This is a genomic window from Siminovitchia acidinfaciens (assembly GCF_003605385.1).
Classification (GTDB): Bacteria; Bacillota; Bacilli; order Bacillales; family Bacillaceae_C; genus Siminovitchia; species Siminovitchia acidinfaciens.
This window is the reverse complement of sequence record NZ_QYTV02000001.1, coordinates 50633-76771: the sequence shown is the minus strand read 5'-3', so window position 1 is coordinate 76771 and position 26139 is coordinate 50633. Positions and strand designations below refer to the sequence as shown.

The following is a 26139-nucleotide window of genomic DNA, read 5'->3' as shown; positions in this document are numbered from 1 at the left end:
TCTCCCTTCACCTTTGCCTCTTTATTACTCCCTGCATCCGGTGGGCAAACAATCCTGCCAGAATAGCCAACAATATATCTTTTGGTAACGGAACCATCATCCAAATCCATGCCACCTTATATGAAAAAGCATCTGGTGCGGCCGCCCATAGTTTATAGGCTGCATACATCCAGTTCGTTCCGAATAAATAGCTGAAAGCCGTTCCAATCAAGGCAGCAATTACATACGAATAGGCCCTGCTGTTTTTTTCAATAATCTTTCCTGTAATATACGCAGTAAAAATGAATGCAATAATAAATCCGAATGTTGGACTGAACAATTGCCCAATACCCCCATGGAAACGAGCAAACACCGGTGCTCCTGCAAGCCCGATAAATGCATAGACCGCCATGGAAATCGCACCAAGACGGCTGCCTAGAAATGCTCCTGCAAGCACAGCAAAGAAAGCCTGCAGCGTAATGGGAACTCCCCCTATGACCATAAATGGGACAAAGGAAGTTATATTGGCGCCGATCATCATAAGTGCAGAAAATAGACTAATATAAATCATATCCAAAGTTTTTAATCGGCTTTTTGTTTTTATTACTTCACTACCCACTTTGTTCACCTCTATTGTTTAGTATATTAAGAGAATAATGGATGGCAAACCCCATTGTCAACTTAATTTAAAACAAGGTTAACAATAAAGGTACATTTATAGCAATAAGGGAGGAGCATAATAAGCCAGAGGCTTTTGCTTTTTTCTATGTAAAAAAAGCACTGGCCGAAGATAATGTTTTTTTATTATGCTGTATCTTTACTTAACAAATTGATTTTTCTCCATCCAAAAAACGGTTAAAAGATATTCCGAAAAATATTCCACAGCAAGCATAAAGGAACACCGTTGAATAGTAATTTTGAAGTACAAATACTACTTTTTATGGGGCTGCTTTTTACTAAGAGCCAAACCGTATTAATCAGGTCTTTGACTCTTTAACTTTTTTGGGGTTTCCTGAAACGAGGACGGAGCCTAAAAGTACAATTACCGTACCTATAACAAATTGTACGTTGATAGGGGTGCCTATAAATATAATCTCGATTACAATCGCCCAAAAAACGTACGTATTGTTAAGCGATTGACCCCTGGCAGCACCGATTAAATCAATGGACATGTAGTATAAAGAATAATTGGCTGCCCCTAATAAACCCGCTATAACGATTATCCAAACGATTTTAGATGACGCTGCTTGAAATACTAAAGGATATCCATGAATAAATGGTACAATTAATATCCCATAAAAAAGTGCGGAGGTCATCTGCCTAATGTTAACGGCATAAAGAGGAACAGGAGGAACGTCCTCTTTTCCTTTCATCCCCCAAGCACCTATCACCCCCTCCAGTCCCCAAAATATGGCTGCCCCTAATGCAAACAAGATTCCGATGATAAAGCTACTTTCGACGTTAAACTTCGATGGCACATATGCTAATATAATCACCCCGATGATATTTAGAATTACGCCGAACCAAGTTCTTCCGTACATTTTTTCCTTCAAAAAAAAGAAAGCAAGCAGAGCACCAATCCCAGGGAATATAGAAGCAATGCTTGCCGTATATGTCACTCCTGCATATTGGATGCCGAGAAAATAAAAAGTCATTGCTAAAGGTCCACCAGACAATGCTCCTAGAGCTAAAATCGCTCCGCTCTTTGTTTTTATCAACTTTAATACGTTAATATATTCACCTTTTACAATCATAAGAAAGGAGATCCATAAGGAGGAGAAAAAGTCATGCATGAAAGCAGCTATAATGGGAGCCAGGACAGTAGCCTGTTTAAAAGGCGTACTGGCAATTATTACGCCAATTATCACAGTATCTATTCCCCACGCGACAGCTGAAGTAGCCCCTAGGCCTACACCCTTTCCAGCTTTTCTGGTGCTTTTTACATTCATTAACTTTACCTCTTTCCAAAAGTCATTTCGCTCAACAATCAAATGATCCATACGCGATATAAACTTTAGATTTATTGTTGGTGAGAGTTGGAAAAGGATTGAGCGTGCCCATTGTAAACTATCCCGTTAGTGCGTTTCAGTGCTTATCCCTTCTCGTTTCCAGCTGACACTGTATAGTTAATTTGTCTTGTAGGAATAGTGTTTATTCGTCCTGAGGAAAAGTAATCTTAAGGCTAAATGTTTGTTCAACTTCTGAAGCTCTTACAGAAGGAATTTTTATGAAGATGTCAGGTCCGGAACTACTTCAAAAAGAAGGATTCCTCAAAGAGTGTGCAAAGTTCAAAAGAATCGCTAGACGGTTTTACAATGTGAGACAGAACGCCTGGGGCCTGGATCTAGAAAGAACCTGGAGAGGAAACGAATAGGTTTGGTTACTGTAACTCAAATTGAAGGCTGATATTTATCCTTTTATTCAGCTACAGTTGCTTTAGTTGAATAAATATATTGGTTCGGCAATATTTTGTTGTGGTGATAAAATCGGACATGAAGATACGAATAAGGATAGGTAGAGCACATTCAGTATGCTCACCTATCCCTTATTTAACACTTGTGCAAAAAACATCACGGATGTTCTTTCTTTTTATGTTCGGCTATGACTAGGTTGCCAATCCGAGGCGACCAAGGATTTTATTTAAAGACCTTAAACCTTTCATCCATGCTTTGGAACTGTTTTTCCCCTGGAGCAGCAGTTGGCTTGCCAAATGGCATTTGAGCCAGCAATGTCCAGCTTTCCGGGACACCCCAGATTTCTTGTACAGCTTCGTCAATCAATGGCTGGTAATGCTGCAAAGTTGCTCCGAAGCCTTCAAGCTCCAATGCTGTCCAAACGATGTATTGAAGCATTCCGGATGATTGCAGCGCGTAATCCGGGAACTTATCTGCATAGGTCGGAAATTGCTCTTGCAGCCCTTCCACAACTTTTTTATCTTCGAAAAATAAGACCGTTCCATATCCATTGCGGAAACTTGCCATTTTTTGAGCAGTTGGCTCAAATTGATCTTCCGGTACCATCTCTCTTAATACAGCTTCAGTAATATTCCAAAGCTTGTCGTGGTTTTCCCCTAGAAGAAGCACAACTCTGGCACTTTGTGAGTTAAAAGCAGATGGCGCGTGCTTGATAGCATGCTCAATCAATTCTTCAATCTTTTCATTTGAAATCGGTGATTCTTTGTTAATTCCATAAATTGAACGTCTTTCCTTAACCGCAGCATAAAAGCCCTGCTCTGTCTTGATCATGTTGAATTACTCCTTTTTTTAAACTTCCAAAATCATTTTAATGCCTGACGGATCTTTCGTTATTATTGTTCCACCTTCATCAGAAATCCAAGCATTTAGTTCTTTCAACCGAGCGATGGCCGCTCTTCTCTCATCTTCATCAGAGAAAATGATGGTAAAATGCTTCAGACCGGTGCTTTTTTCCTTTGGCGGCCCTTGCCCGGCACTGTTCCACGTATTGAGCCCGATATGGTGGTGGTACTTGCGCCAAGAGATGAACAACGCCTGGCTTCCGTACCGCAAGACTGGATCGAAGCTAATTCCGTTACAATAAAACCCCTTGGAATCCTCTAAATCAGATATCTGCAAATGGATGTGGCCGTTGACGGTTTCAGCCGGCATTCCAGTCCATCCAGCTTCCGTGGCATTTTCCATTAAATTTTCGATATCGAGAGGTTTTGTCGTCATGAAGACCTGGTCATTCTCCCATTTCCATGAGGCTGCATCTCTATCGATATAAATCTCTATTCCGTTTCCTTCCGGGTCTGCGAGATAAAGCGCTTCGCTGACGTCATGGTCTGACGCACCCTGAAGCGGATAGCGGGTTTGAGCCAAATGTTTGAGAACATCAGCCAAATCAGCCCGCTCAGGCAATAAAAAGGCAATATGGTATAAACCGGTCGTACGCGGATTTCGGACTTTTGCTTCTATATCCTCTTCAAGCTTAAGTAAAACAGTTTTACCATCAGCTGTTAAAGAAACCGCCCCTGGACTCTGTTCATGCACCCTGAATCCAAGAATATCAGTGTAGAAAGCAAGCATGCGCTCGACATTTTGCACAGTCAAAGTTACCGCCCCTATGACAGGGTGAAAATTTGTATTGATAGACCAACCCTCCTATTTACTTACTTTATGTAAGTAAATATATATTAGTTTATTTTATCTGTCAAGAAGGAACAATTGATGTTATAATCAAATTATCGAGGTGAATATTATGAACGGAAATACATGTCCAAGACTTGAAAAAGCAATGAGTATTTTGGGACAGCGCTGGACCGGATTGATTATTTACCAGCTGCTGAACGGCCCGCAGCGTTTTTGCACAGTTGAAGCGGCCATGCCGATCAGTGCGCGCGTCCTGTCCGAACGTTTAAAGGACCTGGAGAAAGAAGGTATTGTGAAAAGGCAGGTATATCCCGAAACTCCTGTTAGAATTGAATACTCATTGACTGAAAAAGGGATGGCACTCCAACCGATTATGAATGAAATTTCAGCATGGGCTGAACATTGGGTGGAAGTCCCTGCCGAAGAGTAAATGCCGATTGCTCCACATGGGTCAGTCGGCATCTTTATTTTGTGTATTTTTCCCCTTAATATGAATAATAAAGGGAAAGGAGTTTTTAAAATATGAAAAATGAAATCATTGATAGGTTTACTTCGTACGTAAAAGTGGATACACAATCGGATGAAAACAGCGATACATGCCCATCCACTCCAGGCCAGCTGACTTTGGCCAATCAACTGGTAAATGAGTTGGAATCTATTGGCATGACAGAAGTGTCAATTGATGAAAACGGATACGTCATGGCGACCTTACCCTCCAACGCAGAAAAAGATGTACCGACAATCGGCTTTTTAGCGCATGTTGACACCGCAACAGATTTTACAGGAAAAGGCGTCACTCCGCAGGTTGTGGAAAACTACGATGGGAAAGATATCATTCTTAATAAGGAAAAGCAGATTGTCCTGTCTCCGGACGAGTTTCCTTCCCTGCTGGACTGCAAGGGCCACACACTGGTAACAACGGACGGGACAACCCTTTTAGGTGCTGACAACAAGGCTGGGGTGGCTGAAATCATGACAGCGATGGATTACTTGCTCAAGCATCCAGAAATCAAGCACGGAAAAATCAGGGTGGCTTTCACTCCCGATGAAGAAATTGGAAGAGGTCCCCATCGTTTTGATGTAGAGGCGTTCAATGCCTCCTTCGCCTACACGGTTGACGGCGGAAAAGTAGGACAGCTGGAATACGAAAGTTTCAATGCGGCAAGTGCCAAGCTGACAGTCAAAGGGACAAACATCCATCCCGGAACGGCAAAAGGGATCATGGTTAACTCACAGAAAATTGCCATCGAATTCCATAACCGTCTTCCTGCTGATGAAGTACCTGAACTTACGGAAGGATATGAAGGCTTCTACCATCTACTCTCATTTGAAGGCAATGTAGAAGAAACCGTCCTTCACTATATCATCCGTGATTTTGACAGGGAAAAATTTGAGGCAAAGAAAAGTTTTATGAACAGGATCGCCGAGGAAATGGGCGAAAAATACGGAACGGACAGAGTTAATTTGGAGATGAAGGACCAATACTACAACATGCGGGAGAAAATTGAACCCGTGAAAGAAATTGTTGACATCGCTTCGGACGCGATGAAAAAATTAGGCATCGAACCTGAGATTTCACCCATTCGAGGCGGTACAGATGGATCACAGCTATCTTTTATGGGACTACCCACACCGAATATCTTTACCGGCGGTGAAAATTTCCACGGCCCTTACGAGTTTGTCTCTGTTGATACAATGGAAAAATCGGTACTGACCATCGTTGAGATTGTAAAACTATTTGAAGAGCGCGCATAAAAATTCCGATAGTTAGCGGATATGTTTTGACAACAATTTTATACTTTAGACAAAAAAAGATTGACATTCAATATAACAGCTGACATAATATTTTTGACAATTATAACTAAGAATACCTTTAAAACAGTCCCGTGAGGCTGACAAGGTGCGCGCGCAAAATAGGACTTTTGCGTGTCAATTTTGCTGTGGAATTATAACCAAGCACCTTGCCTTTTTGGGTAAGGTGCTTTTTGTTTAACCAAATAACTTGTATTGGAGAGAAAAGAATGAGTCAAAGAGAAATCCAGGTAGATGAGCGTTTACCCATCTTGCAGAGCCTTCCGCTCAGTTTCCAACATCTATTTGCCATGTTCGGTTCCACCGTCCTCGTACCACTCCTGTTTCAAGTGGACCCTGCGACCATCCTGTTGATGAATGGTCTTGGCACACTGCTTTATATTTTTATTACAAAAGGAAAAATTCCTGCTTATCTTGGATCAAGCTTTGCCTTTCTTTCCCCTGTCTTTGCCGTATTGTCCAAATACACGGGCGGGGAAGGCTATGCTTATGCACTTGGAGGGTTCCTTGCGGTCGGCGTGACGCTCGTTATCGTTGCATTGATTGTCAAGGTTGTAGGAACCGCCTGGATCGATGTCATTTTTCCTCCTGCAGCTATGGGAGCCATTGTGGCCGTAATTGGTCTGGAACTTGTTCCCGTTGCAGCTAACATGGCTGGATTAGTGAAGCCCGCCGACGCACCTGATACATGGGCGACGGATCCACAAGTGATCACCGTATCCTTGCTTACTCTCGGCATCACAATTGTCTGCTGGGTCACGATGCGCGGCTTTTTGAAAATCATTCCGATTCTCCTTGGCATTGTCTCGGGTTATATCATTGCCCTTTCGATGAATATGGTGGACTTGACGGCTGTTCGCGAAGCTGCCTGGATTTCCGCTCCGACTTATTATGCAATGAAATTCAATTGGGCAGATATCTTGCTGATCCTTCCTGCGGCCCTTGTACTTGTGCCGGAACATATCGGCCACCTTGTTGTAACCGGCAATATTGTAAAAAAGGATTTAGTCAAAGATCCAGGGCTTGACCGATCAATGATGAGTAACGGTATTTCAACAATCATTTCCAGCTTTGTCGGTTCAACGCCGAATACGACTTATGGAGAAAATATCGGCGTCTTGGCCATCACCCGTGTATATTCCACCTGGATTATTGGAATTGCTGCAGTCATCGCTGTCCTGCTCTCTTTCTGCGGAAAATTGGCAGCTTTGATCTCTTCCATCCCGACTCCGGTCATGGGCGGTATTTCGCTGCTCTTATTCGGAATCATTGCGGTCAGCGGTATCCGTATGCTTGTTGAAGCAAACGTGGATTACAACATCTCACACAACATGATTTTGACTTGTGTGGTTCTTGCCATCGGAATCAGCGGAGCATCCATCAAAATCGGGAACGTTCCTTTATCAGGAATGGGACTTGCAACTGTTGTTGCGATTATCTTGAGCCTATTCTTTAGGCTGTTGGAAAAATTGAAATTGACGAATGAATAGAGTTTCAGCTTTTCGTGGAATGAAAATGGGTTGATCAGTAGTCCAACTAACAAAAGGCTGGCTTTAAATGAGTCGACTCTTTGCCCATCCAGGATTTGCATTCCCCATTTGGCAGCCCGTTTCATATAGAACAGACCAACCCAGCTTCTTGTACAAAATTTTGTTATCTCGTTTCAAGTTTGGACGGTTGCTCACAAGGAACTCTGTTTACGATTTTTTTCGCTGTCCCAATCACTTATTGCCATACTTAGTGACTGGGGCAGCATTTTTTTAGATGACTCGGTCACTTAGGCCTTCTCTTAGTTACCGGGACGGAGATTTTTCCAATGACTCGGTCACTTAGACCTCCGCTTAGTTACCGGGACGGAGATTTTCCCGACGACTCGGTAACTTAGACCTCCGCTTAGTTACCGGGACGGAGATTTTCCCGACGGCTCGGTCACTTAGACCTCCGCTTAGTTACCGGGACGGAGATTTTCCCGACGACTCGGTCACTTAGACCTCCGCTTAGTTTCCCGGACGGAGCTTTTTCCGACGGCTCGGTCACTTAGACCTCCGCTTAGTTACCGGGACGGAGCTTTTTCCGATGACTCGGTCACTTAGACCTCCGCTTAGTTTCCCGGACGGAGCTTTTTCCGATGACTCGGTCACTTAGACCTCCGCTTAGTTTCCCGGACGGAGCTTTTTCCGACAACTCGGTCACTTAGGCCATCTCTTAGTTACCGCGAAAGGTTTTTTCAGACGACTCGGTCACTTAAACCTCCTCGTCGGGATAAGCATACGAAGACACTGGGTTACAGGCGCTTTGATCTCTGATCCCCAGAATGATAAGGTTTTTTTTCAACAAAAAAGCGCAGGAATTCAATTTCCCGCGCCGTTTTATACGTTCCTCAGGCTCCCTTCTTGACTGCTGCTTTGGCTTTTCCTCCTTCCACCACAACGCAGGCGGAAGCATCTCCCATAATGTTTACTGAAGTCCTAAACATGTCGAGGATACGGTCTATCCCAGCAATCAGAGCGATTCCTTCCAAAGGTAGATTAACTGCTGTTAATACCATCGTCAGCATGATTAATCCGGCGCCCGGAACTCCCGCTGCCCCGATGGAAGCCAGCGTTCCCATCAACGCGACAATCAATATTTGAGCCATTGTCAGCTCCACACCGAAATATTGCGCAATGAACATGACCGCAATCCCTTGATATATTGCTGTTCCATCCATATTGATCGTTGCTCCGAGCGGCAGGACGAAACTGCTTGTTTCTTTAGAGACTCCCAGGTTTTCCTGGGTGTTTTTCATTGTGACAGGCAAGGTACCCGAACTGCTGCATGTAGCAAAGGCAACGGATGCCGCAGGAAAAATTCCTTTGAAAAAGTGGTAGGGATTCATTTTTCCAAGCGTCTTGACTGCGGCCGAATAAATGAGCGCGACATGAACGATGACCGCGACCACCATTGCAATAATCACTTTGATCAGCGGCATGAGCACAGAAGGTCCATACGTCCCAACAATCGGTGCAAGTAAGCCGAAAATACCAAGCGGAACAAGTTTCATTATAATTCCCGTAATTTTATACATCACTTCTGATAGGCCTTCAAAAAACTGCTGGACGGGCTGGGCCTTTTCCCCGACAAGCGAAATGCCAATCCCAAGAAAGATCGCAAAGAAAATGATCTGCAGAACTGCTCCGGTAGTTAACGCTTCGATTGGATTCGTGGGAATAATATTCAATAATGTCGCAATGACGCCCCCTGTTTCCAGGGCTTCCACTTCAGAAGTCGGTACAGTAAGTTCCACACCCGCCCCCGGCTGAAAAACAAATCCGGCAAACAAGCCGATTGCAATGGCAATAAAGCTCGTGACAAGAAAATATCCAATCGCTTTTCCACCCAGATTCCCCAGCTTTTTTATACTGCCCGCACTGGTCACACCAACTACAATTGTCGATAGAATCAATGGAACAATAATAAACTTAATAAGCCTTAAAAACAGATCACCCAATGGCTGGACAACGGTTGCTCTTTCTCCAAAAATAATTCCGGCAATTATAGCAAGGATAAAGGCCGCGAAGATTTGAAGCATGAAATTCTTTTTCATGATAAGCCCTCCTCGTATTGCTATAGCGAGGGAAGAACGTTATGGCAATACTGGAAGACTGGCGATATCCTCATCAGCCCGCAGTACAGGCAGGTTAATATTCTCATTGTCCATATATTTCAAGCCCATTCCTGTATTGATTACAACCACTCTCTCGTTCTCTCTTATCCATCCGGATTCTCTGAGCTTCCGTGCTGCTAAAAATGCAGCTGCCCCTTCAGGACAGATAAAAGCTCCTTCTTTCCCGACAATATGCTTTTGCTCACCCAGTATCTCATCATCTCCTACAGCCAATGCACATCCATTTGTTTCATAGATTGCCTGTAGAACTAGAAAATCCCCCAATGCCTTGGGTACATTAATACCAAAGGCAACCGTCCGCGAATCGGGCCAAAACTCCGATTCTCTTTTCTTCTCATCCCAGGCCTTAACGATGGGTGCGCAGCCTTCCGCCTGAACAGCAACGAACCTAGGCATTCTACCGGAATTCAGCCAGCCAAGTTTTTCAAGCTCCTTAAACGCCTTATGAATGGCAATAAGTCCGACTCCACCGCCCGCCGGATATATAATGACGTCCGGCGTTTCCCAACCAAGCTGCTCCACAATTTCAAGTCCCATCGTCTTCTTTCCTTCGATCCGATACGGCTCTTTCAACGTGGAAACATCATATAATTGGAAATCAGCAGCAGCCTTCGCTGCAATTCTTCCTGCATCACTGATTAATCCATCAACTAAAAATAAATTGGAATTGGCGGCGGCCACTTCTGAACGGATCATTGCTGGGGCATCCTTCGGCATAATGATCACAGACTTAATTCCTGCCCTCGATGAAAAGACGGACCAGGCGGCTCCTGCATTTCCATTTGTCGGCATCACCAATCCTTTGACGCCCAACTCCTTTGCTTTCGAAACCCCCACTGCTGCACCACGCGCTTTAAAAGTTCCGGTGGGCGCCATTCCTTCATCTTTCATATATAAATGCGAAATACCCATATCAGCGCCGAGCTTTGGCATTGGGAGCAATGGCGTCATCCCTTCCCCCAGAGATACGACATTCTCAGGCCTTTTAATCGGCAGCAGCTCGTGATATCGCCAAAGATCATGACTTCTTTCTAATAGATCCTTGGGTTTTAAAACTTTTGCCAAAGCTTCCAAGTCATAATCCACAAGCAGAGGAAAACCGCATTTGCAAAGCTGATGAATTAAATCAGAACTGTAGACATGTGAACATTTGGAACAAGACAGTTGTGTCACGAAACTAAACGTCATAACGTATCCTCCCTCAGTTCATCATATGCCTGACAGTGCCCTCTTATTAATTACGGTTTTACACAAAAAGTAAATTTGTTAATAGCCATCGTTTTGTTGATCGGCTGATTTCAAATGAAAACGTCCTTTCCACAAGCCCTATGAAACTAGCTATTTACATGCAGAGGAAGCATTCGATATCCATAAGCAAACAGACCCCCAGCTTTGCTAGGGGTCTGAGAAAAATACAATTACATGGAGGACACCGTCAGTTAACGATACCTCTCTTTTTTAATTATTATTAGGAGTTAATCGTATCCGCAAGACTCCCGAATCCAAGCCCTTCAGCGATGATTGTCCCATTTTCCGAACCAGTTTATATGCGTGGCAGGTTTGGCGCCACAAATTGACCTTTATAGAAGCTTTTTTACTAGATGATCCTAATTAATTACGAACTCCCAATTCAGCTTCTATCTCACTCCAAGGAATTTCAAGAGCATCCGCGACACCTTGTCCGTACGCTGGGTCTGCCTTAAAGCAATTGATAATATGGCGGATTTGAATATGTTTATCTGCTGGCCCAATGTTCGCGGCGGTGTTTAAAAATAATGCCTGTTGCTGTTCTTTGCTCATCAAGTTGAAAAGCTTTCCAGGCTGTTCATAGTAGTTATCATCATCTTCCCTGAAATTCCAGCGGTCGGCTGCTCCATGAAGAGCAAGAGGAGGTTCTTGATGTTCCCGCTGTTCTTGCCACTCTCCATAGCTATTTGGCTCATAGTGGAGAGTGCTGCCCATATTTCCATCAACCCTCATCGCCCCATCACGGTGGAAACTATGCACTGGGCATCTCGGCTGGTTCACAGGAATCTGATGGTGGTTTACACCAAGACGATAACGCTGAGCATCTCCGTATGAGAATAGACGCCCTTGAAGCATTCTGTCCGGTGAAAAACCGATTCCAGGGACGACGTTGGCAGGTGTAAATGCCGCTTGTTCAACTTCTGCAAAATAGTTATCCGGATTTTTATTCAGTTCAAATTCTCCAACCTCAATGAGAGGGAAATCACCTTTATACCATACTTTCGTAAGGTCGAATGGATTGTATGGCATTTTTTCAGCCTGCTCTTCTGTCATCACTTGGATATACATCTTCCATTTAGGAAAGTTTCCTTCTTCGATATTTTCATATAAATCCCTCTGATGACTCTCACGATCTTTACCAACAAGTTCAATAGCTTCCTCATCGGTCAAATTTTCGATCCCTTGTTGAGACCGGAAGTGAAACTTGACCCAAACACGTTCATTCTCCGCATTAATCATGCTAAATGTATGACTTCCAAACCCATGCATATGTCGGTAAGACTTCGGAATTCCGCGGTCACTCATGACAATCGTCACTTGGTGAAGCGCTTCAGGCAATGACGACCAAAAGTCCCAATTATTATTTGCGCTTCTCATATTCGTGCGCGGGTCTCGCTTCACTGCATGGTTAAGATCTGGGAATTTTAGCGGATCTCTGAAAAAGAATACAGGAGTATTGTTTCCAACAATGTCCCAGTTACCTTCTTCTGTATAGAACCTTACAGCGAATCCACGTATATCCCGCTCCGCATCTGCAGCACCGCGCTCACCTGCTACAGTTGAAAAGCGAACGAACATATCGGTTTTTTTCCCTACTTCAGAGAAAATTTTTGCCTTCGTATACTGGGAAATATCATGCGTAACGGTAAAGGTCCCATAAGCACCTGATCCTTTTGCATGCATGCGGCGTTCAGGGATGACTTCCCGATCAAAATGGGCCATCTTTTCTAAAAACCATACATCTTGTAATAACATTGGGCCCCTTGGTCCAGCAGTTAAAGAATCTTGATTGTCAGTGACCGGCGCCCCCGCAGCTGTTGTTAACTTTTTCTTTTTTTGATCTTCACTCACTAGATTTCACTCCTCTTTTTATTTTATAGGTTACACCTGTTGTTACTTTCATTTTAACACAAAATTGCCAATTGACTGCAAATTTAACATAAATTATCTCTCTAGAAAGTTTTATAGTTTTTGGGGTATCTTTTACTGGAGGTCTAATTTTTCTTTACCAATTTCCGCCCCCTTCTTTATAATAATTATAATCTACAATTAGATTAGCACATACGATAATCATTTTCAAGTTAAAATTATTATTATCTAGGAAAATATAAAATGCAACAAAGTAGGGGAAAGCTATCTCAAGGCTTCCCGCATGTTAAGCCGATTAATTCATTCATTTCATCCGGCGCCCAATCGTATAACATTGAAGGGTGCACAGCTTATTCCCCCTTCTTTGCGCCTGTCAGCATACAAAAAAACAGCCATCAAAAAAGACAGCTGTTAATTTCACTAAACATCTTACATACTTAATATTTCTTTAATATCTTCTTCCGATAAACTGGAAAGCATCGTTTCGCCCGGCTGAATTACCTGTTCAATTAACTCCCGTTTCTTCTGTTGTAATTTATAAATCTTTTCTTCAATCGTTCCTTTTGTTATCAACCGGATCACTTGAACAACATTTTTTTGACCGAAACGGTGGGCCCTGCCTGCTGCCTGATCCTCAACCGCAGGATTCCACCACAGGTCATACAAGATGACTGTATCGGCCGCCGTCAGATTCAGACCGGTACCTCCCGCCTTCAGCGAAATGAGAAAAATGGAATTCTCTCCATTGTTGAACTGCTCGCTCATTCTCAGCCGCTCCTGCGCAGGCGTCTTCCCGTTCAAATAAAAGTGAGGATATCCGGCTTTAATCAACTCTTGTTGGATAATTTCCAACATGCTTGTGAACTGCGAAAAAATCAGAAGCTTTTTCCCATTCTCAATGGAAGTTTTAACAGTTTCCATCAACTGCTCCAACTTACCTGACTTGCCCTCATAGTTCTCCAAGAAAAGTGACGGGTGACAGCAAAGCTGGCGAAGGCGTGTAATTCCGGCTAAAATTTTCATCCGGCTTTTTTGGAAGCCTTCTCCCTGCAACGAAGCTGCAGTTTCCTCCTGAATCCGCTGCAAATAGCCCACATACAACTCTTTCTGTTCCTTTGACAGTTCAGTAATATGGGTGGATTCTATTTTTTCCGGAAGTTCCTTCAATACGTCTGATTTGAGCCTCCGCAAAATAAACGGCTTAATGATATGAGAGATTTTTTCTGGCTCAAGCTTTTTAAAATCTTTCAGACCTGGAAATAGCCCTGGCATGATCGCCTGGAAGATTCCCCACAATTCATCGACTGAATTCTCAATTGGCGTTCCACTCAAAGCAAATTTCCGGGTTGCCCGGATACTTCTCACGGCCGCCGCAGACTTCGTTGTGTGGTTTTTGATAAATTGTGCTTCATCCAAAATGAGCGTGTGGAATTGCTCATTTTTATATAGGTCGATGTCCTGCCTAAGCGTGGAATAAGAAGTGATATAAACATCCGCCTCTCCCGATGCCAGGACTTTCTCCCTTTCTTCCCGTGCCCCAGAGACAACCGCTGTTTTCACCCCAGGGGCAAACTTGTTCCATTCACTCTGCCAGTTATAAATCAAGGATGCCGGAGCTACGATTAAATGACGATTCTCTCCCTTTTCGGATAAAAGGTAAGCGATGCTTTGCAATGTTTTACCTAATCCCATATCATCCGCCAAAATTCCGCCAAGATGATAGTGGGATAGCGATCGGAACCATTGGTATCCGGTTTTTTGGTATTCCCTCATAGATGCCTGCAATCCCTCAGGCAGCGAATAGGTCTGCTCTCCCGGTTTTTTTAGATGATCAAGAAGCTTTTTGAATGATGGATCATACTGCTTTTTCGTTCGAAGCGCCTCATCCACCTGCAGGCCACGATAGATAGGGACATGAACGCTTCCCTGGGCCAACTCATCCTTACTGACGCGCAGATCGGTGAACAGCTCCTGCAGCGATTGGAATTCATCTGTTTCAAGTGATAGGAACGTGCCATTTCTCATCCGGTAAAAACGCTTTTTCTCAATGGCGGTTCTCATAATATCAGCGATTTCATCATCGTCAATGCCATCTAATTGGAAGCTGATTTCCAGCAATCCTGCCGATTCTTCCGTATTGATACTTGTTTTCGGCACCGGTTGTTCCAATGATATAATTTGCCGGATGTTGTTTGTCAAAAACAGTTCGCACCGTTCTCCGAGCGCTGGCAAGATGACAAATAAAAACTCGTACAACTCATCCTCATCCAATTGAAGATGCAACTCTTTTCCGTTGTACCTCATTCCTGCGTTTTCGATGATATTCATGATTTCCTTCTCTTTCTCAACATCTCTGATTAAAATCTTTCCAGACTCTTCATGCTGATAAAAAGGATTCACGGTAATATCGCCATATTTGTATTCCAGCTTTGCCTGGATGGTATCATCCTCTAAATCTATATAAGCTTTTGCAGTAAGCGGGACTTGAATGATCTGTTCTTTTACCTTTTCCGCCACCTGTACACTGCCAAGCTTTTTCAGCCGAGGGAGAACCTCGGAAACAAAAGCATCTGCCTGATCTGCAGCGATGGAAATTTTACTGTTTCTTTTTTGAAGCCTTATAATCTTATCAATGAACGGCAGAAGCTCCTTCTGCGGGAAATAAACGTCCCCATCTAAAAAAACCAGCTCATACGGCTCCATGTATACAGCATTTTCAATTTGTGGCAGCATCAGTTCAAGATCATTTTCCGCGTTTTTTCCCAGCTCATATTGGAACGGAAATTCACCATCAGTGATTCTGATCTCCTCAAACGTCCGGGACCCCAACTTCCCAATCGTTTTTCTCTCCATTAACTTTTCAAGCAGTGAACGGACAAACAACGGAGGGATCATTATGGACCTGGCGTTCGAGTATATTGAGGGATTCGCGTAATAGGACTTGATGCCTTCTGCATAAAGCTTTTCGTTTTCTATGATCTGCTGAAGCTCATTTAATACGTCCATGTCTGCCGGGTCTATTTCGTGCTCTTCTGGACTGTAAGTGAATTTTTTTGTAAACGGATGTTCACAGCCGGCTTTTACATTCCCGATAAATTCTCCAACATCCCTGACAACGTACGCATGGTCTACGCCGACTTTCAGTTCGACGAAAAGTGCCTGAGGATTGGAAAAATCACAATGGTACTCAATTTTCAACGGTTTGCTCCCAAGTGACGGGATGACGGGCTGGCCAGAAGTGCCTGCATCCAGCAACTGGATCAGATCTGCCGCCGCATGATACTTCCCGCCATATGAAGTGCCTCGTACTTTCATGATTTCATCCTGCTTTTCACAGATCTCCAGCATGGCCGCCACGATATGTTTGCACTCATAATGCTGGTCAAATGCCGGGCAGTCACAATATACCGCTATATTTTCAGGAAGATCTCTTAAATTCACTTCCACAAGATAGGAATGTGTTCCTTCCACAAATGTCCGGCAAATTCCACTCTCATAATCAAAATTCAACTTTCCGACCCGGTCCTGAAAATAATATTCCCTTCCCCGCCTATAAATGGAGGGGTGAAACATTTCTGCTACCTGGTTCTTCTGTAAAAGTGCCAAATTACAATAAACCCTTCTTTCTATGCGCTTTGATTTATATTTACAGCTTTTATTTTTTAGCTATTATGAAAAACTGTTGATTTTCGTTCCTGGCGGACACTAAACAGCAATGATTATTTAAAAGAATATCTTATCTATTTTACCATATTTTCTGACTCATTCATATGCACCGCAAATCTGTTTGCTGTTTTTTGAAACAGGGAATTGGTGAAAGGACTAAATATTCTGGAGGTATGATTCTTGGAGGACAATCAGCTTATTCACGGACTCGATTTTCTGAAAAATTTATCACTCAAAGATATTCTTCTTTTTTTCATATATGTTTTTATAATTTTTGCCGTAAAGTGTACAATCATATTCATTCTTAAAAAAATATATAGGGCAGACAGCGCTCAAAGCAGTGTCGTTCCTACTGCAAAATCCCTGATCAATTGGCTTGCCTTTTACGGGACAATCATTTTGTTCCTCTTTTATTTTTCAAAGGAAAAGTGGCTGTTCTCGCCCATTTATAGAGTGAAAGGAATCGACGTCTCTCTCCTGCTCATCTTAGTGTCAATCATGATCATTACATTGGCCAATCGCCTGGTAAAGATCTTCAATGCTCATGTCATGCCCGTCGCTTACGAAAAATTCCATGTGGATGCAGGTGCAGGATATACGATCAACCGCCTTATTTATTATACGGTGATGATCATTGCCGTCATGACCAGCTTCGCCCTTGTCGGCTTTAACTGGAAAGCCATTGCCGTCGTATTCAGTACACTTGGAATCGGCGTCGGGTTCGGGCTGCGGAATGTGGCCGCAAACTTCATTTCAGGACTGATTATTTTATTTGAAAAGCCTCTCGAGGTTGGAGAAGTGATAGAAGTGGACGGCCAAACGGGAGTGGTCACTAAAATTAAACTGAGGTCCACTTCCGTAAAGCTGTATAAAGAAGGAACCCTTATTATTCCGAACCAATATCTCATTGAAAATATGATTAGAAATTTAGCAAATGAAAAACTCTATGCGAATATTTCTGTCGGAGTGGCATATGGAACTGACAGCTCAACGATGGATGCTTTGCTGCATGAAATCGCCATCCAGGGTATCGAAGGAGAAAAAGGCGTATTGTCTGAACCCCCTCCATCTGTTCGGTTTACAGGAATCAAGGAGTCGGCATTGGAGTTCATCATTGAGATACCTGTGAAAAATTCAGAAGCAAAAGAAAAAATTGAAAATAAAATCCGCCACATGATCATCTCATCTTTTTATAAAAACAAAATCCGGCTTGCGAACCTTCCCATTGAAGTTGAGGAAGACAATAAAGATGATTGATGGAGATAAATTTGGGATAATAAGAAAAGTGTAGTGCGAAGTCTGCTAATTGCTGAGCGCTGTAGCCAACGCTAAAAAACTGAAGCAATCGAAAGGATGATCAACATGTCTGATTTAAAACAAATTACTTCTGAAACTGAGTGGGAGAGTATTTTGCAGGACTCAAATGAACAGCCTGTATTCCTGTTCAAACATAGTACAACTTGCCCTGTCAGCGCCAATGCCTTTAAAGAGTACCAGGACTTTTCAACGGACCTGGACAAGTATTATTTGATTGTCAGCGAAAACCGTCCAGTTTCAAATCAGGTGGCGGAGGACTTGGAAATCAAGCATGAGTCTCCACAAATTTTCCTTTTGAATGGTGGAAAAGCTGCCTGGAATACGTCTCATTGGAATATTACGGAGAAAAATATGAAAGAAGCATTGGAAGCAAATGCATAACAGAAAAGCGCAAGCGCCTGTTCATCGTACAGACTGAGCCGAATAGCATAAGACGATTCCCGGGGAGTTAGTACTTCAGCTGCCACAGGGAATTGACTTATGACCTCGAGGGGCTAGGCGTTGCAGCTAGAAAGCCTTAAATGAGGGCGCGAAAACGCGCCCTCTTATTCATTTGCGAGTTCATTGAGCGCTTCTTTTAATACCTGCACGCCGTTCACACAATCCGGAAGCGATGTCCATTCTTCCGGTGAATGGCTTTTTCCGTTATGACTGGGAACAAAAATCATGCCGGAAGGCACGTATTTTCCCATGATCATCGCATCATGACCCGCTCCGCTTGGAATATCGATTGCCGTGAGCCCGCTCGTTTCAGCGGCTGAGCGGACAGCTCCCTGGATTTTCTCAGGTATAGCAACAGGCGGGATTTTGACTTCTTCTTTTATTTCAACATTTAGCCCTCGCTTTTGAGCGATATCCTCGGCTTCTTTTTTCAAAGCGTCAAGCATTTGATCCCGAGCCGCTGCATCGATATCCCTTGCGTCAACCATCACTTCTGTTTTTCCAGCAATTACATTTGTGCCATTGGGAAATATGTTCATTCTGCCTACAGTGGCGACAGCTGTTTCGCTATATTCTCTCGGTGCTTTTTCAACCGCTAATATGAACTCACCGGCAGCCGCCACCGTATCTTTCCTGAATTCCATTGGTGTGTTTCCTGCATGATCCGTTTCACCAAAAAATGTATAAGACGTCCAAACCGGACCAGCGATTCCGTTTACGACTCCGATATTCTTCCCTTCCGATTCAAGCCTTTTTCCCTGTTCAATATGCAATTCCAAGAAGGCATGGATTTCTTTGGGATTCCGATAGGCGGCAGAAATATTTTTAGGATCAAAACCGTTTTCCTTCATTGCTTCGGCTAATGTTTTTCCGGTTTTATCCTCAAACAGTGTGAGATCTTCTTTTTTCACCTCACCCATCATTGTTCTACTGCCAAAAAGACTGTTATTGAACCTAGCCCCCTCCTCATCCACGAATACGACCAGTTCAATAGTTCTCTTTATCAGAGTATTAGATTGGGCGAGCGCCTTGATGGCAAGCAGGCTGCTGACACATCCGAGCGGTCCGTCGAAAGCACCCCCGTTAGGCACACTGTCCAAATGGGAGCCTGTCAAAACTGCAGGAAGACCCGGCTCTTTTCCTTCAAGCCTTCCATATAAGTTCCCGACCGCATCCTCATTAACACTAAGCCCAATATCCATCATCCATTCACTGAACAGCTTTTTAGCCCGACTTTCTTCATTCGTATATGGGAAACGGGATACGCCACCTGCTTCTGTTTTTCCGATTTCAGCCAGTTTTGACAGCTTTTCGGCCACTTCTATCGGATCAATCCCTTCATAGGATGGACAGTCGCTCAATTCTTCAAGCAAACGTTCTTTTGAAAAAATTTTTCTCATCATCCACACCGCTTTTCATAGATATATCTTTAGGATACAGGATGCTGAGAGTTCGAACAAACAACATAGTTCTCTTTCCTTAAGAGGACCTGTACAATCAAAGTATAGATTAGTCTGAATTCTTTGTGAAAGGACGAATTACATGATCACTTTAGATCCAACTGAGCTAAGAGGAAAAGATATGTACAAGTTGTTGACAGGGTCTATCGTTCCAAGGCCTATCGCATTTGTCACAACCACATCAACTGTCAACGGAGCAATTAACGCAGCTCCTTTCAGTTTTTTCAATGTCGTTAGCAGCGATCCACCGTTGATTTCACTGTCCATTGGCAGAAGAAAAGGCAGCACAATGAAAGACACAGCGCGAAATGCTATCAAAAATGGAGAATTGGTTGTTCATATCAGCACGGAAGATATTATTGAAGACATCAACGAAACAGCTACCCTGCTTCCAGCCGCCCGCAGTGAATTGGAATTGACGGGGCTGAACATCGTTGAGAGTACAAAAGTGAGCGTTCCCGGCATATTGGAAGCAAAAGTACGGTTCGAGTGCAAGCTTGAGCAACACCATGAGATTAAAAATGACCCAGGCGATACTGTACTTGATTTTCTGATAGCCCGCATCGTTTACATACATATGGATGAAAAAGTATATGATCCTCAAAAAGGCTATGTTTTTACGGAAAACCTGCGCCCTGTTGCGCGGCTTGCTGGGAGCGAATATGCAGAGCTCGGCAAAGTCTACAGCCTGATCCGGCCTGAATAGCTACCTATAATTTTAACAACAACGGGGACAATAAATATCATGAGGAGGGTCCCCCAATGAAAAAACACGATCAAGAACAGTTTCGCAGACTTTCCAAGCTGAATATAAAAAGAAAACCCAAGGAAGAAGTGTTGGAATGGAGTCCAACAGGGTATGGGTTTATATCGTCAGTTTCACACACAGAGACCGAGGTAAATTCGGACGATTATTAGCTGGAAAGGATGGGATAACGAATGAAAAAATGGAATGAAGAAGCAGCACCAAACAACAATATGACAAGCGCCGATATTGAATATGCCTTGAAGGACAAAAAGGGAAACATTGAATTCTCCGAAGAACTTGCAGATGGCGGGGAAAGAAATGAACGGTATGAGAGACAGAAAAAACAACAGACTGGAGAATAACTCCAGTCTGTTGCTTTTTTAAACGTCCCCAATGACGGCCTGTGCGATATTCACAGCATGGTCCCCGATTCGCTCAAGGTTGCTGACGATATCCACATAAACGATACCGGCTGTTCCCGTACACATGTTGTCATTGAGCCGCTGGATATGCTTTTTGCGGAGATCCTTCTCCATTTTATTGATCAGCCTTTCATTTGCTAGAACTGACCCTGCTTTTGATTCATTACCTTCCTGCAGAGCTTCAAGCGCTTGATGCAGTGTGGAGGAAGTCAATTCAAACATTCTGTCCAAATCGTTCATAGCCGATTCGGAAAACTTCACTTTACTACTGATCTGGCTGTCAACAAGCTCCATGATGTTCTCTATATGATCACCGATACGCTCCAAATCCATTACTGTATTCAAAAGCGAACTGTGAGTTTTCAAATCCTGGTCGGATAAGGAATGATAAGAAATTTGCACCAAATAATCCGTAATGACTTTATCCAGATTGTTCAGAGCGTCTTCGATTTGCGGAAGCAGCTCTCGATGCTTTTTCCCTTTAGTTTTATAATAATCACTTACTTCCTTCAGGCCTTGCTCCGCTATTTCACCCATTCTAAGAACTTCCTTTTTCCCTTGTCCAAGGGCAATGGATGGGGATTGGCGAATGAATTTTTCCCCTAAATGGACTGGTCTATATTCAATCATCGTATCCTCACCTGGTACGAGCTTTGTCACAATCCAAGCCAAGACAGCAATGAATGGGAATTGAATAATCGTATTTGACACATTAAATGTTCCGTGGGCAAAAGCAATCGTCATCTTTGGGTTTAGACTCAGGGTTGCTTGCAAATATTCGATAAAATGCGTAAACGGGACGAATAGAATTAAAACAAGAATTGTACCTATAACATTAAACATGACATGGGTTAATGCTGCCCGCTTTGCTGCAACAGAAGCACCGATAGAAGCCAAAACAGCTGTAATCGTCGTTCCGATATTATCACCGAATAAAATTGGCAAGGCCGCATGCAAAGTAATGGTACCTTGATCAAATAGTGTTTGAAGAAGGGCAATCGATGCCGATGAGCTTTGAACGATAACGGTAAAAACAACACCAATCAGGACTCCGAGAAGTGGATGATCACTTAGACTTACTGTTAAGTCAGTGAAAAATTGTGCTCCTCGAAGCGGCTTCATGGCATCGCCCATTAGGCTTAAACCGAAAAATAGGGCACCGAATCCAAAAAACACAGTGCCGAAATTATTAACTTTATGATTTTTGAAAAAGAAAATCAAGAATGCTCCAACTGCAATAATTGGCAAAGCGTAATCAGAAATATTGATTCCAATAATAAAAGCCGTGACTGTCGTTCCAATATTGGCGCCCATTATGACCCCAATCGCCTGCCTTAAGGTCATAAAACCTGCCGTGACCAGTCCGATTGTCAAAACGGTCGTACCGGAACTTGATTGGATTAGACCTGTAACAACAATACCGGTCAAAACGCCTAGGATCGGCCTTGTAGTAAACCGGTCAAGCAAATCCCGAAGTCCGTCTCCGGCAACTTTCTGGAGTCCGTCACCCATTGTTTTAATCCCATAAAGGAAGATACCCAGCCCTCCAAAAAACATGAAAAGCAATGTTTGCAAGTCCATTTCTTCAGCCCTTTTTTCAATAGTTAGAAAGTATAAGATTGACCAAGTATTCTTTTTAAACAAAAATACTTTCTGTCTAGCTCCAGGCGCCATCGGCTCGAGGTCACAAGTCAAATTGCTGTGGTGGCTGAAGAACTGCCTCCTCGCAATTCGCCTTGTGCTTGTCGCCGATAGACGGGCACCTTGCGCTTTTCTTATATCTTTCGACATTATTTTATCCTTAAATAATACTAGTGAAGAACGATTAAAAAGTAAACAGAACCCAATGTAAAGATTTTGTTACAATAAAAGCGGAGGGTAGCTACTTAGGGGCGACAAACTCTAACAGCTTCATAACGCGACACCCTGTCTTCGTTTGCACTAGCACTCCTGGCCGTCGAAGCCAAGCAACTTACTTCTAAAACATCATGGGTTAGCTCCCTCGAAAAAGCTTCATGGCTTCGCTATGTTGTTCGCTTGACTCCCTCGAATAGGCCGCGCCGCAAGAGCACTAGAGACGCAAAGTCTGAGAGTCGATAGGCACCGAAGCCGGACAATAATAAAAGCGGAAGCACTCATTTAGGACGTAGACTGAATGAATCCTGTCCTGACTAATGGGAGGCGAGATGATGGGAAAGATACAACCAAATATGTATAAGATGTTAAACGGTGAAAATTTTGAAGTAAGGACAGCTTTACCCACAGATGCTGATCAATTAATACATTATACAAAAAACATTTTAGACGAGGCACCCTATTTATTGACTTCTTCGGCTGAATTTGAGATTAAAAACGAAAAACAAAAACAACACTTGCAGGAAATGCATGATACCGCTGGAAAGTTGGCCTTACTTGCAGATTATGGAGGAGAAATTATTGGGTTTCTAGACTTTCACTGTGGACATAGGAAACGAAATGAACACCAAGGCTCCTTCGGAATGAGTGTAAAAAAAGAATTTCGAAATCAAGGAATTGGCAAAGCGTTGCTGATGTCTCTTATAGTATGGGCTGAAAACAATCCTTTAATTGAAAAAATTCGCCTTGAAGTTTTTTCCAATAACAAGCATGCCGTTCATCTATATAAGAGATTTGGATTTATTGAAGAAAGGATTCAAAGAAGGGCAGTTAAAAATGACAATGGGAGTTATGAAGATATTATTTTAATGGCATTATTTCTAAATTAGGCAGGAGGTGCTTACACACCTCCCGTTTTGCAACTTCAGACTTTTTATCCCAACAGCTTCGCTGCAACAGTTTTTGCTTTGACAATATCCTTCGTGCCATGCACCAGCATGCGGCCATCGCGGAATAATACAATCCGGTGGCCGTCAAATTGGCAGGCAACCAAATGCACATTTGAAATAAGGTCGCTTACGATCGGGCGGATGGACTCGGCAAGCGGCTTGAGCTCCACACCTCTATCACGCGATAATGTCAGCTGCACTGTATCCCGTCCGCATAACACAGCTGTTTTCGTCTGATTTTCCCTTGATAAAAATGGATAATTCGCCGTGTCAGAGCAGCTTGGACAATTAGGGCGGCGGAGCGATGTCACATCAATCGCGGCCTGATCACCCGTCCAAAGATCAAATGATTTCAGGCGGTGATCCACTTTTTCCCCTACGAGATATTTGAAAACATTCGTCACTTGATTGGCGGCTACGACTTGAATGATCGGGCTGATGACCCCTGCCGTATCGCAAGTCAAAGTCTGCGGCGGAAGCTTGTCAAGCAGGCAATGAAGGCACGGTCGGTCCCCCATCCCTATCGTAAATGTCAGCCCGTAGCTGGCGACAACTGCTCCCATAAAAAACGGAATGCCCGCCTTCAAAGCCGCATCGTTCATCAACAGCCTTGTTTCTATATTATCCGTAGCATCAACAATCAAAGTTTTTCCCCTGACTAGCTCTTCTGCGTTTTCCGCTGTTACATCAGCTGTAAATGTTTCAACTTCGATCATGCTGTTCACTTCGCTTAAGCGGCGTTTAGCAGCTACCGCCTTTGGAAGCTGATCATGTACATCCTGCTCGGTATATAGTTGCTGCCTTTGCAAGTTGCTCCAGTCCAAAATATCCCGGTCAACAATCGTGAGACGTCCGACACCGGAGCGGGCAAGCATTTCCGCACTCGCCGATCCAAGAGCTCCCGCACCAATAATCAAAACATGGGCCTGGCCAATCTTCTTTTGACCTTCTTCCCCAATCGGTTCAAATAATTCCTGCCTTGAATACCGGGTGTTCAAGTTGGAAGCAACCCTTCCATCGGACTGCTCGCAACAGCATAATCCCGTTCTTCAATCCGCCCTGCCTCATATCCCAGGCGACCGGCTTCAATTGCAAGCTTCATGGCCTCGGCCATTTTCACAGGGTCCTTCGCGCCCGAAACCGCTGTGTTCAACAGAACTGCATCCGCTCCAAGTTCCATGGCGTATGCCGCATCTTTCGGTGAACCAATTCCCGCGTCGATAATTACAGGCACCTTCGATTGTTCAATGATGAATTTTAAATTTAGCGGGTTTAAAATCCCCTTTCCCGAGCCAATCGGCGATGCACCCGGCATGACCGCATGGACACCGAGCTCTTCCAGCCTTCTGGCCAACACCACATCATCCGAAGTGTATGTAAGTACGGTAAATCCTTCTTTCAAAAGCATTTCTGAAGCCCTCAATGTTTCTACCGGATCAGGAAGCAGTGACCGGTCACATCCAATGATTTCGACCTTCACCATGTCGCACAGCCCTGAGGCCTTTGCCAACTGTGCAGTTCTTACAGCTTCTTCAGCAGTTTTTGCTCCAGCTGTATTTGGAAGAAGTGTGTACTTCGACAGATCCAGCATTTCCAAGAAATTCGGCTGTGAAGGTTCAAATACATTCATTCTTCTAAGTGCGAATGTGAGAATTTCTGCCTCGGAAACCCGGACTGCTTCCTTTTGGATTTCAAAGTTCGGATATTTACCTGTTCCTAATAATAACCTTGATTGAAAAGTTCTATCTCCCAGTTTTAACATTTTTTATCCTCCTCCTACAAAATGGATCATTTCTACTTCGTCCCGCTCTCTGATTGGACGGTCATAATCCTCTTTTTGAACAATTTCTTTATTTAATTCAACAATGACAATTCGATTGGAAAGCTCCAGATGTTCAAGCAGCAACCGAACATTCGAAACACCTTCTGGTAATTCATAAGCATTTCCATTCAATGTGATATTCACTTAATTCAATCCCTTTCAACTGAATGATAAGATTGGCAGGCTTCATAATATTCAGCGGCAGCTGAAGCTGGATCCGAGCTGCCAAATATGGAGGACATGACCGCAATGCCCCTGATTTTAATCTCACACAATTCCGCTACATGCCAGGGCTTGATTCCGCCAATCGCATAAATATTGGCCGGCACATCTTCCACAATCTTTTTCAGCTCAACAAGACCTCGCGCGGGCAAGCCTCTCTTGCAATCCGTTGGAAAAACATGACCATATAAAAGCCAATCGGCTCCTGCCTCGTTTGCCTCCAATGCTTCCTTCACCGAATGGACCGACCTTCCGGCACGAAATTGAGAAAAATTTATTTTTACCTGTTGGACAGTCAAACCGTGTCCGGGCAGCTGAACCTTGTTGATGCCTGTTGCGACAGCAACATCCACCCGATCATTGACAATCAGCTTTTCTTTATTGACACTCGCTTCAGTCAATTGACCGATTAGGTTTATGTATTCAGCCGCAGTTTTTGTCCTCTCTCTGATAATGAAATAGTCGACAAAGGGCTCAACCTCAATCATAACGCGTGCAAGCGAGTCAACTTCCAGCCGGTCATTCGTTACAGCAACCAACTCCACTCCGATTA

Annotated in this window: 23 protein-coding genes; 9 read left to right on the top strand and 14 right to left on the bottom strand. The window is 43.5% G+C overall.

Translation table 11 applies throughout. The annotated features are described in order from the left end of the window. Positions 1-7: 7 nt before the first annotated feature. The 4 genes from D4T97_RS00315 to D4T97_RS00300 form a co-directional block, all read right to left on the bottom strand. Positions 8-550 carry a biotin transporter BioY gene (locus D4T97_RS00315; protein WP_126046555.1) on the bottom strand — a complete coding sequence of 181 codons (543 nt, stop codon included), beginning with the start codon at positions 548-550 and terminating at the stop codon, positions 8-10. Between the two features lie 406 nt (positions 551-956). Continuing rightward, positions 957-1928: a DMT family transporter gene (locus D4T97_RS00310; protein WP_164525406.1), complete on the bottom strand. Its 972-nt coding sequence runs from the start codon at positions 1926-1928 to the stop codon at positions 957-959. Positions 1929-2615: 687 nt separating this feature from the next. Beyond that, positions 2616-3224 carry a nitroreductase family protein gene (locus D4T97_RS00305; RefSeq protein WP_126046551.1) on the bottom strand — a complete coding sequence of 203 codons (609 nt, stop codon included), beginning with the start codon at positions 3222-3224 and terminating at the stop codon, positions 2616-2618. A gap of 18 nt (positions 3225-3242) precedes the next feature. Further along, positions 3243-4088 (bottom strand): VOC family protein, encoded by an 846-nt coding sequence (locus tag D4T97_RS00300; RefSeq protein WP_126046549.1) that lies wholly within the window; start codon positions 4086-4088, stop codon positions 3243-3245. A gap of 109 nt (positions 4089-4197) precedes the next feature. Between D4T97_RS00300 and D4T97_RS00295 the strand changes: the two genes are divergently transcribed. The 3 genes from D4T97_RS00295 to uraA all read left to right on the top strand — a co-directional run bounded on the left by D4T97_RS00295 (position 4198) and on the right by uraA (position 7390). Continuing rightward, complete coding sequence (locus tag D4T97_RS00295; protein WP_126046547.1) at positions 4198-4518, top strand: winged helix-turn-helix transcriptional regulator; 321 nt, start codon at positions 4198-4200, stop codon at positions 4516-4518. Between the two features lie 92 nt (positions 4519-4610). Further along, positions 4611-5843 (top strand): peptidase T, encoded by a 1233-nt coding sequence (pepT, locus tag D4T97_RS00290; RefSeq protein ID WP_126046545.1) that lies wholly within the window; start codon positions 4611-4613, stop codon positions 5841-5843. Between the two features lie 266 nt (positions 5844-6109). After that, positions 6110-7390 carry a uracil permease gene (gene uraA / locus D4T97_RS00285; protein WP_126046543.1) on the top strand — a complete coding sequence of 427 codons (1281 nt, stop codon included), beginning with the start codon at positions 6110-6112 and terminating at the stop codon, positions 7388-7390. Positions 7391-8280: 890 nt separating this feature from the next. Here the strand turns inward: uraA and D4T97_RS00280 are convergent. From D4T97_RS00280 to D4T97_RS00265, 4 genes are all read right to left on the bottom strand, one after another. Beyond that, positions 8281-9486 carry a dicarboxylate/amino acid:cation symporter gene (locus tag D4T97_RS00280; protein ID WP_126046541.1) on the bottom strand — a complete coding sequence of 402 codons (1206 nt, stop codon included), beginning with the start codon at positions 9484-9486 and terminating at the stop codon, positions 8281-8283. Between the two features lie 39 nt (positions 9487-9525). Beyond that, a complete protein-coding gene (locus D4T97_RS00275; protein WP_126046539.1) occupies positions 9526-10755 on the bottom strand; it encodes a threonine synthase in 1230 nt (409 codons plus the stop codon). A gap of 423 nt (positions 10756-11178) precedes the next feature. Next, positions 11179-12666, bottom strand: coding sequence for a catalase (locus D4T97_RS00270; protein ID WP_126046537.1), 1488 nt, complete (start codon positions 12664-12666; stop codon positions 11179-11181). A 447-nt stretch (positions 12667-13113) separates the two neighbouring features. Further along, a complete protein-coding gene (locus tag D4T97_RS00265; RefSeq protein WP_328588745.1) occupies positions 13114-16290 on the bottom strand; it encodes a DEAD/DEAH box helicase in 3177 nt (1058 codons plus the stop codon). A 240-nt stretch (positions 16291-16530) separates the two neighbouring features. Between D4T97_RS00265 and D4T97_RS00260 the strand changes: the two genes are divergently transcribed. Together D4T97_RS00260 and ytxJ are read left to right on the top strand one after the other, a co-directional pair. Continuing rightward, the gene (locus D4T97_RS00260; RefSeq protein WP_126046535.1) at positions 16531-17607 is read left to right on the top strand and encodes a mechanosensitive ion channel family protein; all 1077 of its coding nucleotides are present in this window, start codon (positions 16531-16533) and stop codon (positions 17605-17607) included. Positions 17608-17712: 105 nt separating this feature from the next. Next, positions 17713-18048, top strand: coding sequence for a bacillithiol system redox-active protein YtxJ (gene ytxJ, locus D4T97_RS00255; RefSeq protein ID WP_126046533.1), 336 nt, complete (start codon positions 17713-17715; stop codon positions 18046-18048). A gap of 164 nt (positions 18049-18212) precedes the next feature. On the opposite strand, the gene D4T97_RS00250 is transcribed toward ytxJ, so the two are convergent. Then, entirely contained in the window at positions 18213-19508 is a 1296-nt protein-coding gene (locus tag D4T97_RS00250) for a Zn-dependent hydrolase (RefSeq protein WP_126047961.1), read from the bottom strand. Between the two features lie 142 nt (positions 19509-19650). On the opposite strand from D4T97_RS00250, the gene D4T97_RS00245 reads away from it, so the two are divergent. From D4T97_RS00245 to D4T97_RS20345, 3 genes are read left to right on the top strand one after another with little or no spacing between them, the layout of a single operon-like run. After that, positions 19651-20274: a flavin reductase family protein gene (locus tag D4T97_RS00245; RefSeq protein ID WP_126046531.1), complete on the top strand. Its 624-nt coding sequence runs from the start codon at positions 19651-19653 to the stop codon at positions 20272-20274. A 56-nt stretch (positions 20275-20330) separates the two neighbouring features. Next, positions 20331-20486 (top strand): hypothetical protein, encoded by a 156-nt coding sequence (locus tag D4T97_RS20350; protein ID WP_164525405.1) that lies wholly within the window; start codon positions 20331-20333, stop codon positions 20484-20486. A gap of 21 nt (positions 20487-20507) precedes the next feature. Next, positions 20508-20678 (top strand): hypothetical protein, encoded by a 171-nt coding sequence (locus tag D4T97_RS20345; RefSeq protein ID WP_164525402.1) that lies wholly within the window; start codon positions 20508-20510, stop codon positions 20676-20678. A gap of 18 nt (positions 20679-20696) precedes the next feature. On the opposite strand, the gene D4T97_RS00240 is transcribed toward D4T97_RS20345, so the two are convergent. Then, positions 20697-22319 (bottom strand): Na/Pi cotransporter family protein, encoded by a 1623-nt coding sequence (locus D4T97_RS00240; protein ID WP_126047959.1) that lies wholly within the window; start codon positions 22317-22319, stop codon positions 20697-20699. Between the two features lie 608 nt (positions 22320-22927). Here D4T97_RS00240 and D4T97_RS00235 point away from each other — a divergent pair. Next, positions 22928-23482, top strand: coding sequence for a GNAT family N-acetyltransferase (locus D4T97_RS00235; protein WP_126046529.1), 555 nt, complete (start codon positions 22928-22930; stop codon positions 23480-23482). 44 nt (positions 23483-23526) lie between these two features. Here the strand turns inward: D4T97_RS00235 and D4T97_RS00230 are convergent, their stop codons facing one another. The 4 genes from D4T97_RS00230 to D4T97_RS00215 are packed head-to-tail and all read right to left on the bottom strand — an operon-like array spanning position 23527 to position 26131. Next, the gene (locus D4T97_RS00230) at positions 23527-24540 is read right to left on the bottom strand and encodes a ThiF family adenylyltransferase (protein ID WP_126046527.1); all 1014 of its coding nucleotides are present in this window, start codon (positions 24538-24540) and stop codon (positions 23527-23529) included. Next, positions 24537-25304 carry a thiazole synthase gene (locus tag D4T97_RS00225; protein ID WP_126046525.1) on the bottom strand — a complete coding sequence of 256 codons (768 nt, stop codon included), beginning with the start codon at positions 25302-25304 and terminating at the stop codon, positions 24537-24539. Before D4T97_RS00225 ends, D4T97_RS00230 begins: the two co-directional genes overlap by 4 nt. A 3-nt stretch (positions 25305-25307) precedes the next feature. After that, positions 25308-25508, bottom strand: coding sequence for a sulfur carrier protein ThiS (gene thiS, locus D4T97_RS00220; RefSeq protein ID WP_126046523.1), 201 nt, complete (start codon positions 25506-25508; stop codon positions 25308-25310). A gap of 5 nt (positions 25509-25513) precedes the next feature. Continuing rightward, positions 25514-26131, bottom strand: a complete 618-nt coding sequence (locus D4T97_RS00215; protein ID WP_164525404.1) for a thiamine phosphate synthase — start codon at positions 26129-26131, stop codon at positions 25514-25516. Between the last annotated feature and the right edge of the window lie 8 nt (positions 26132-26139).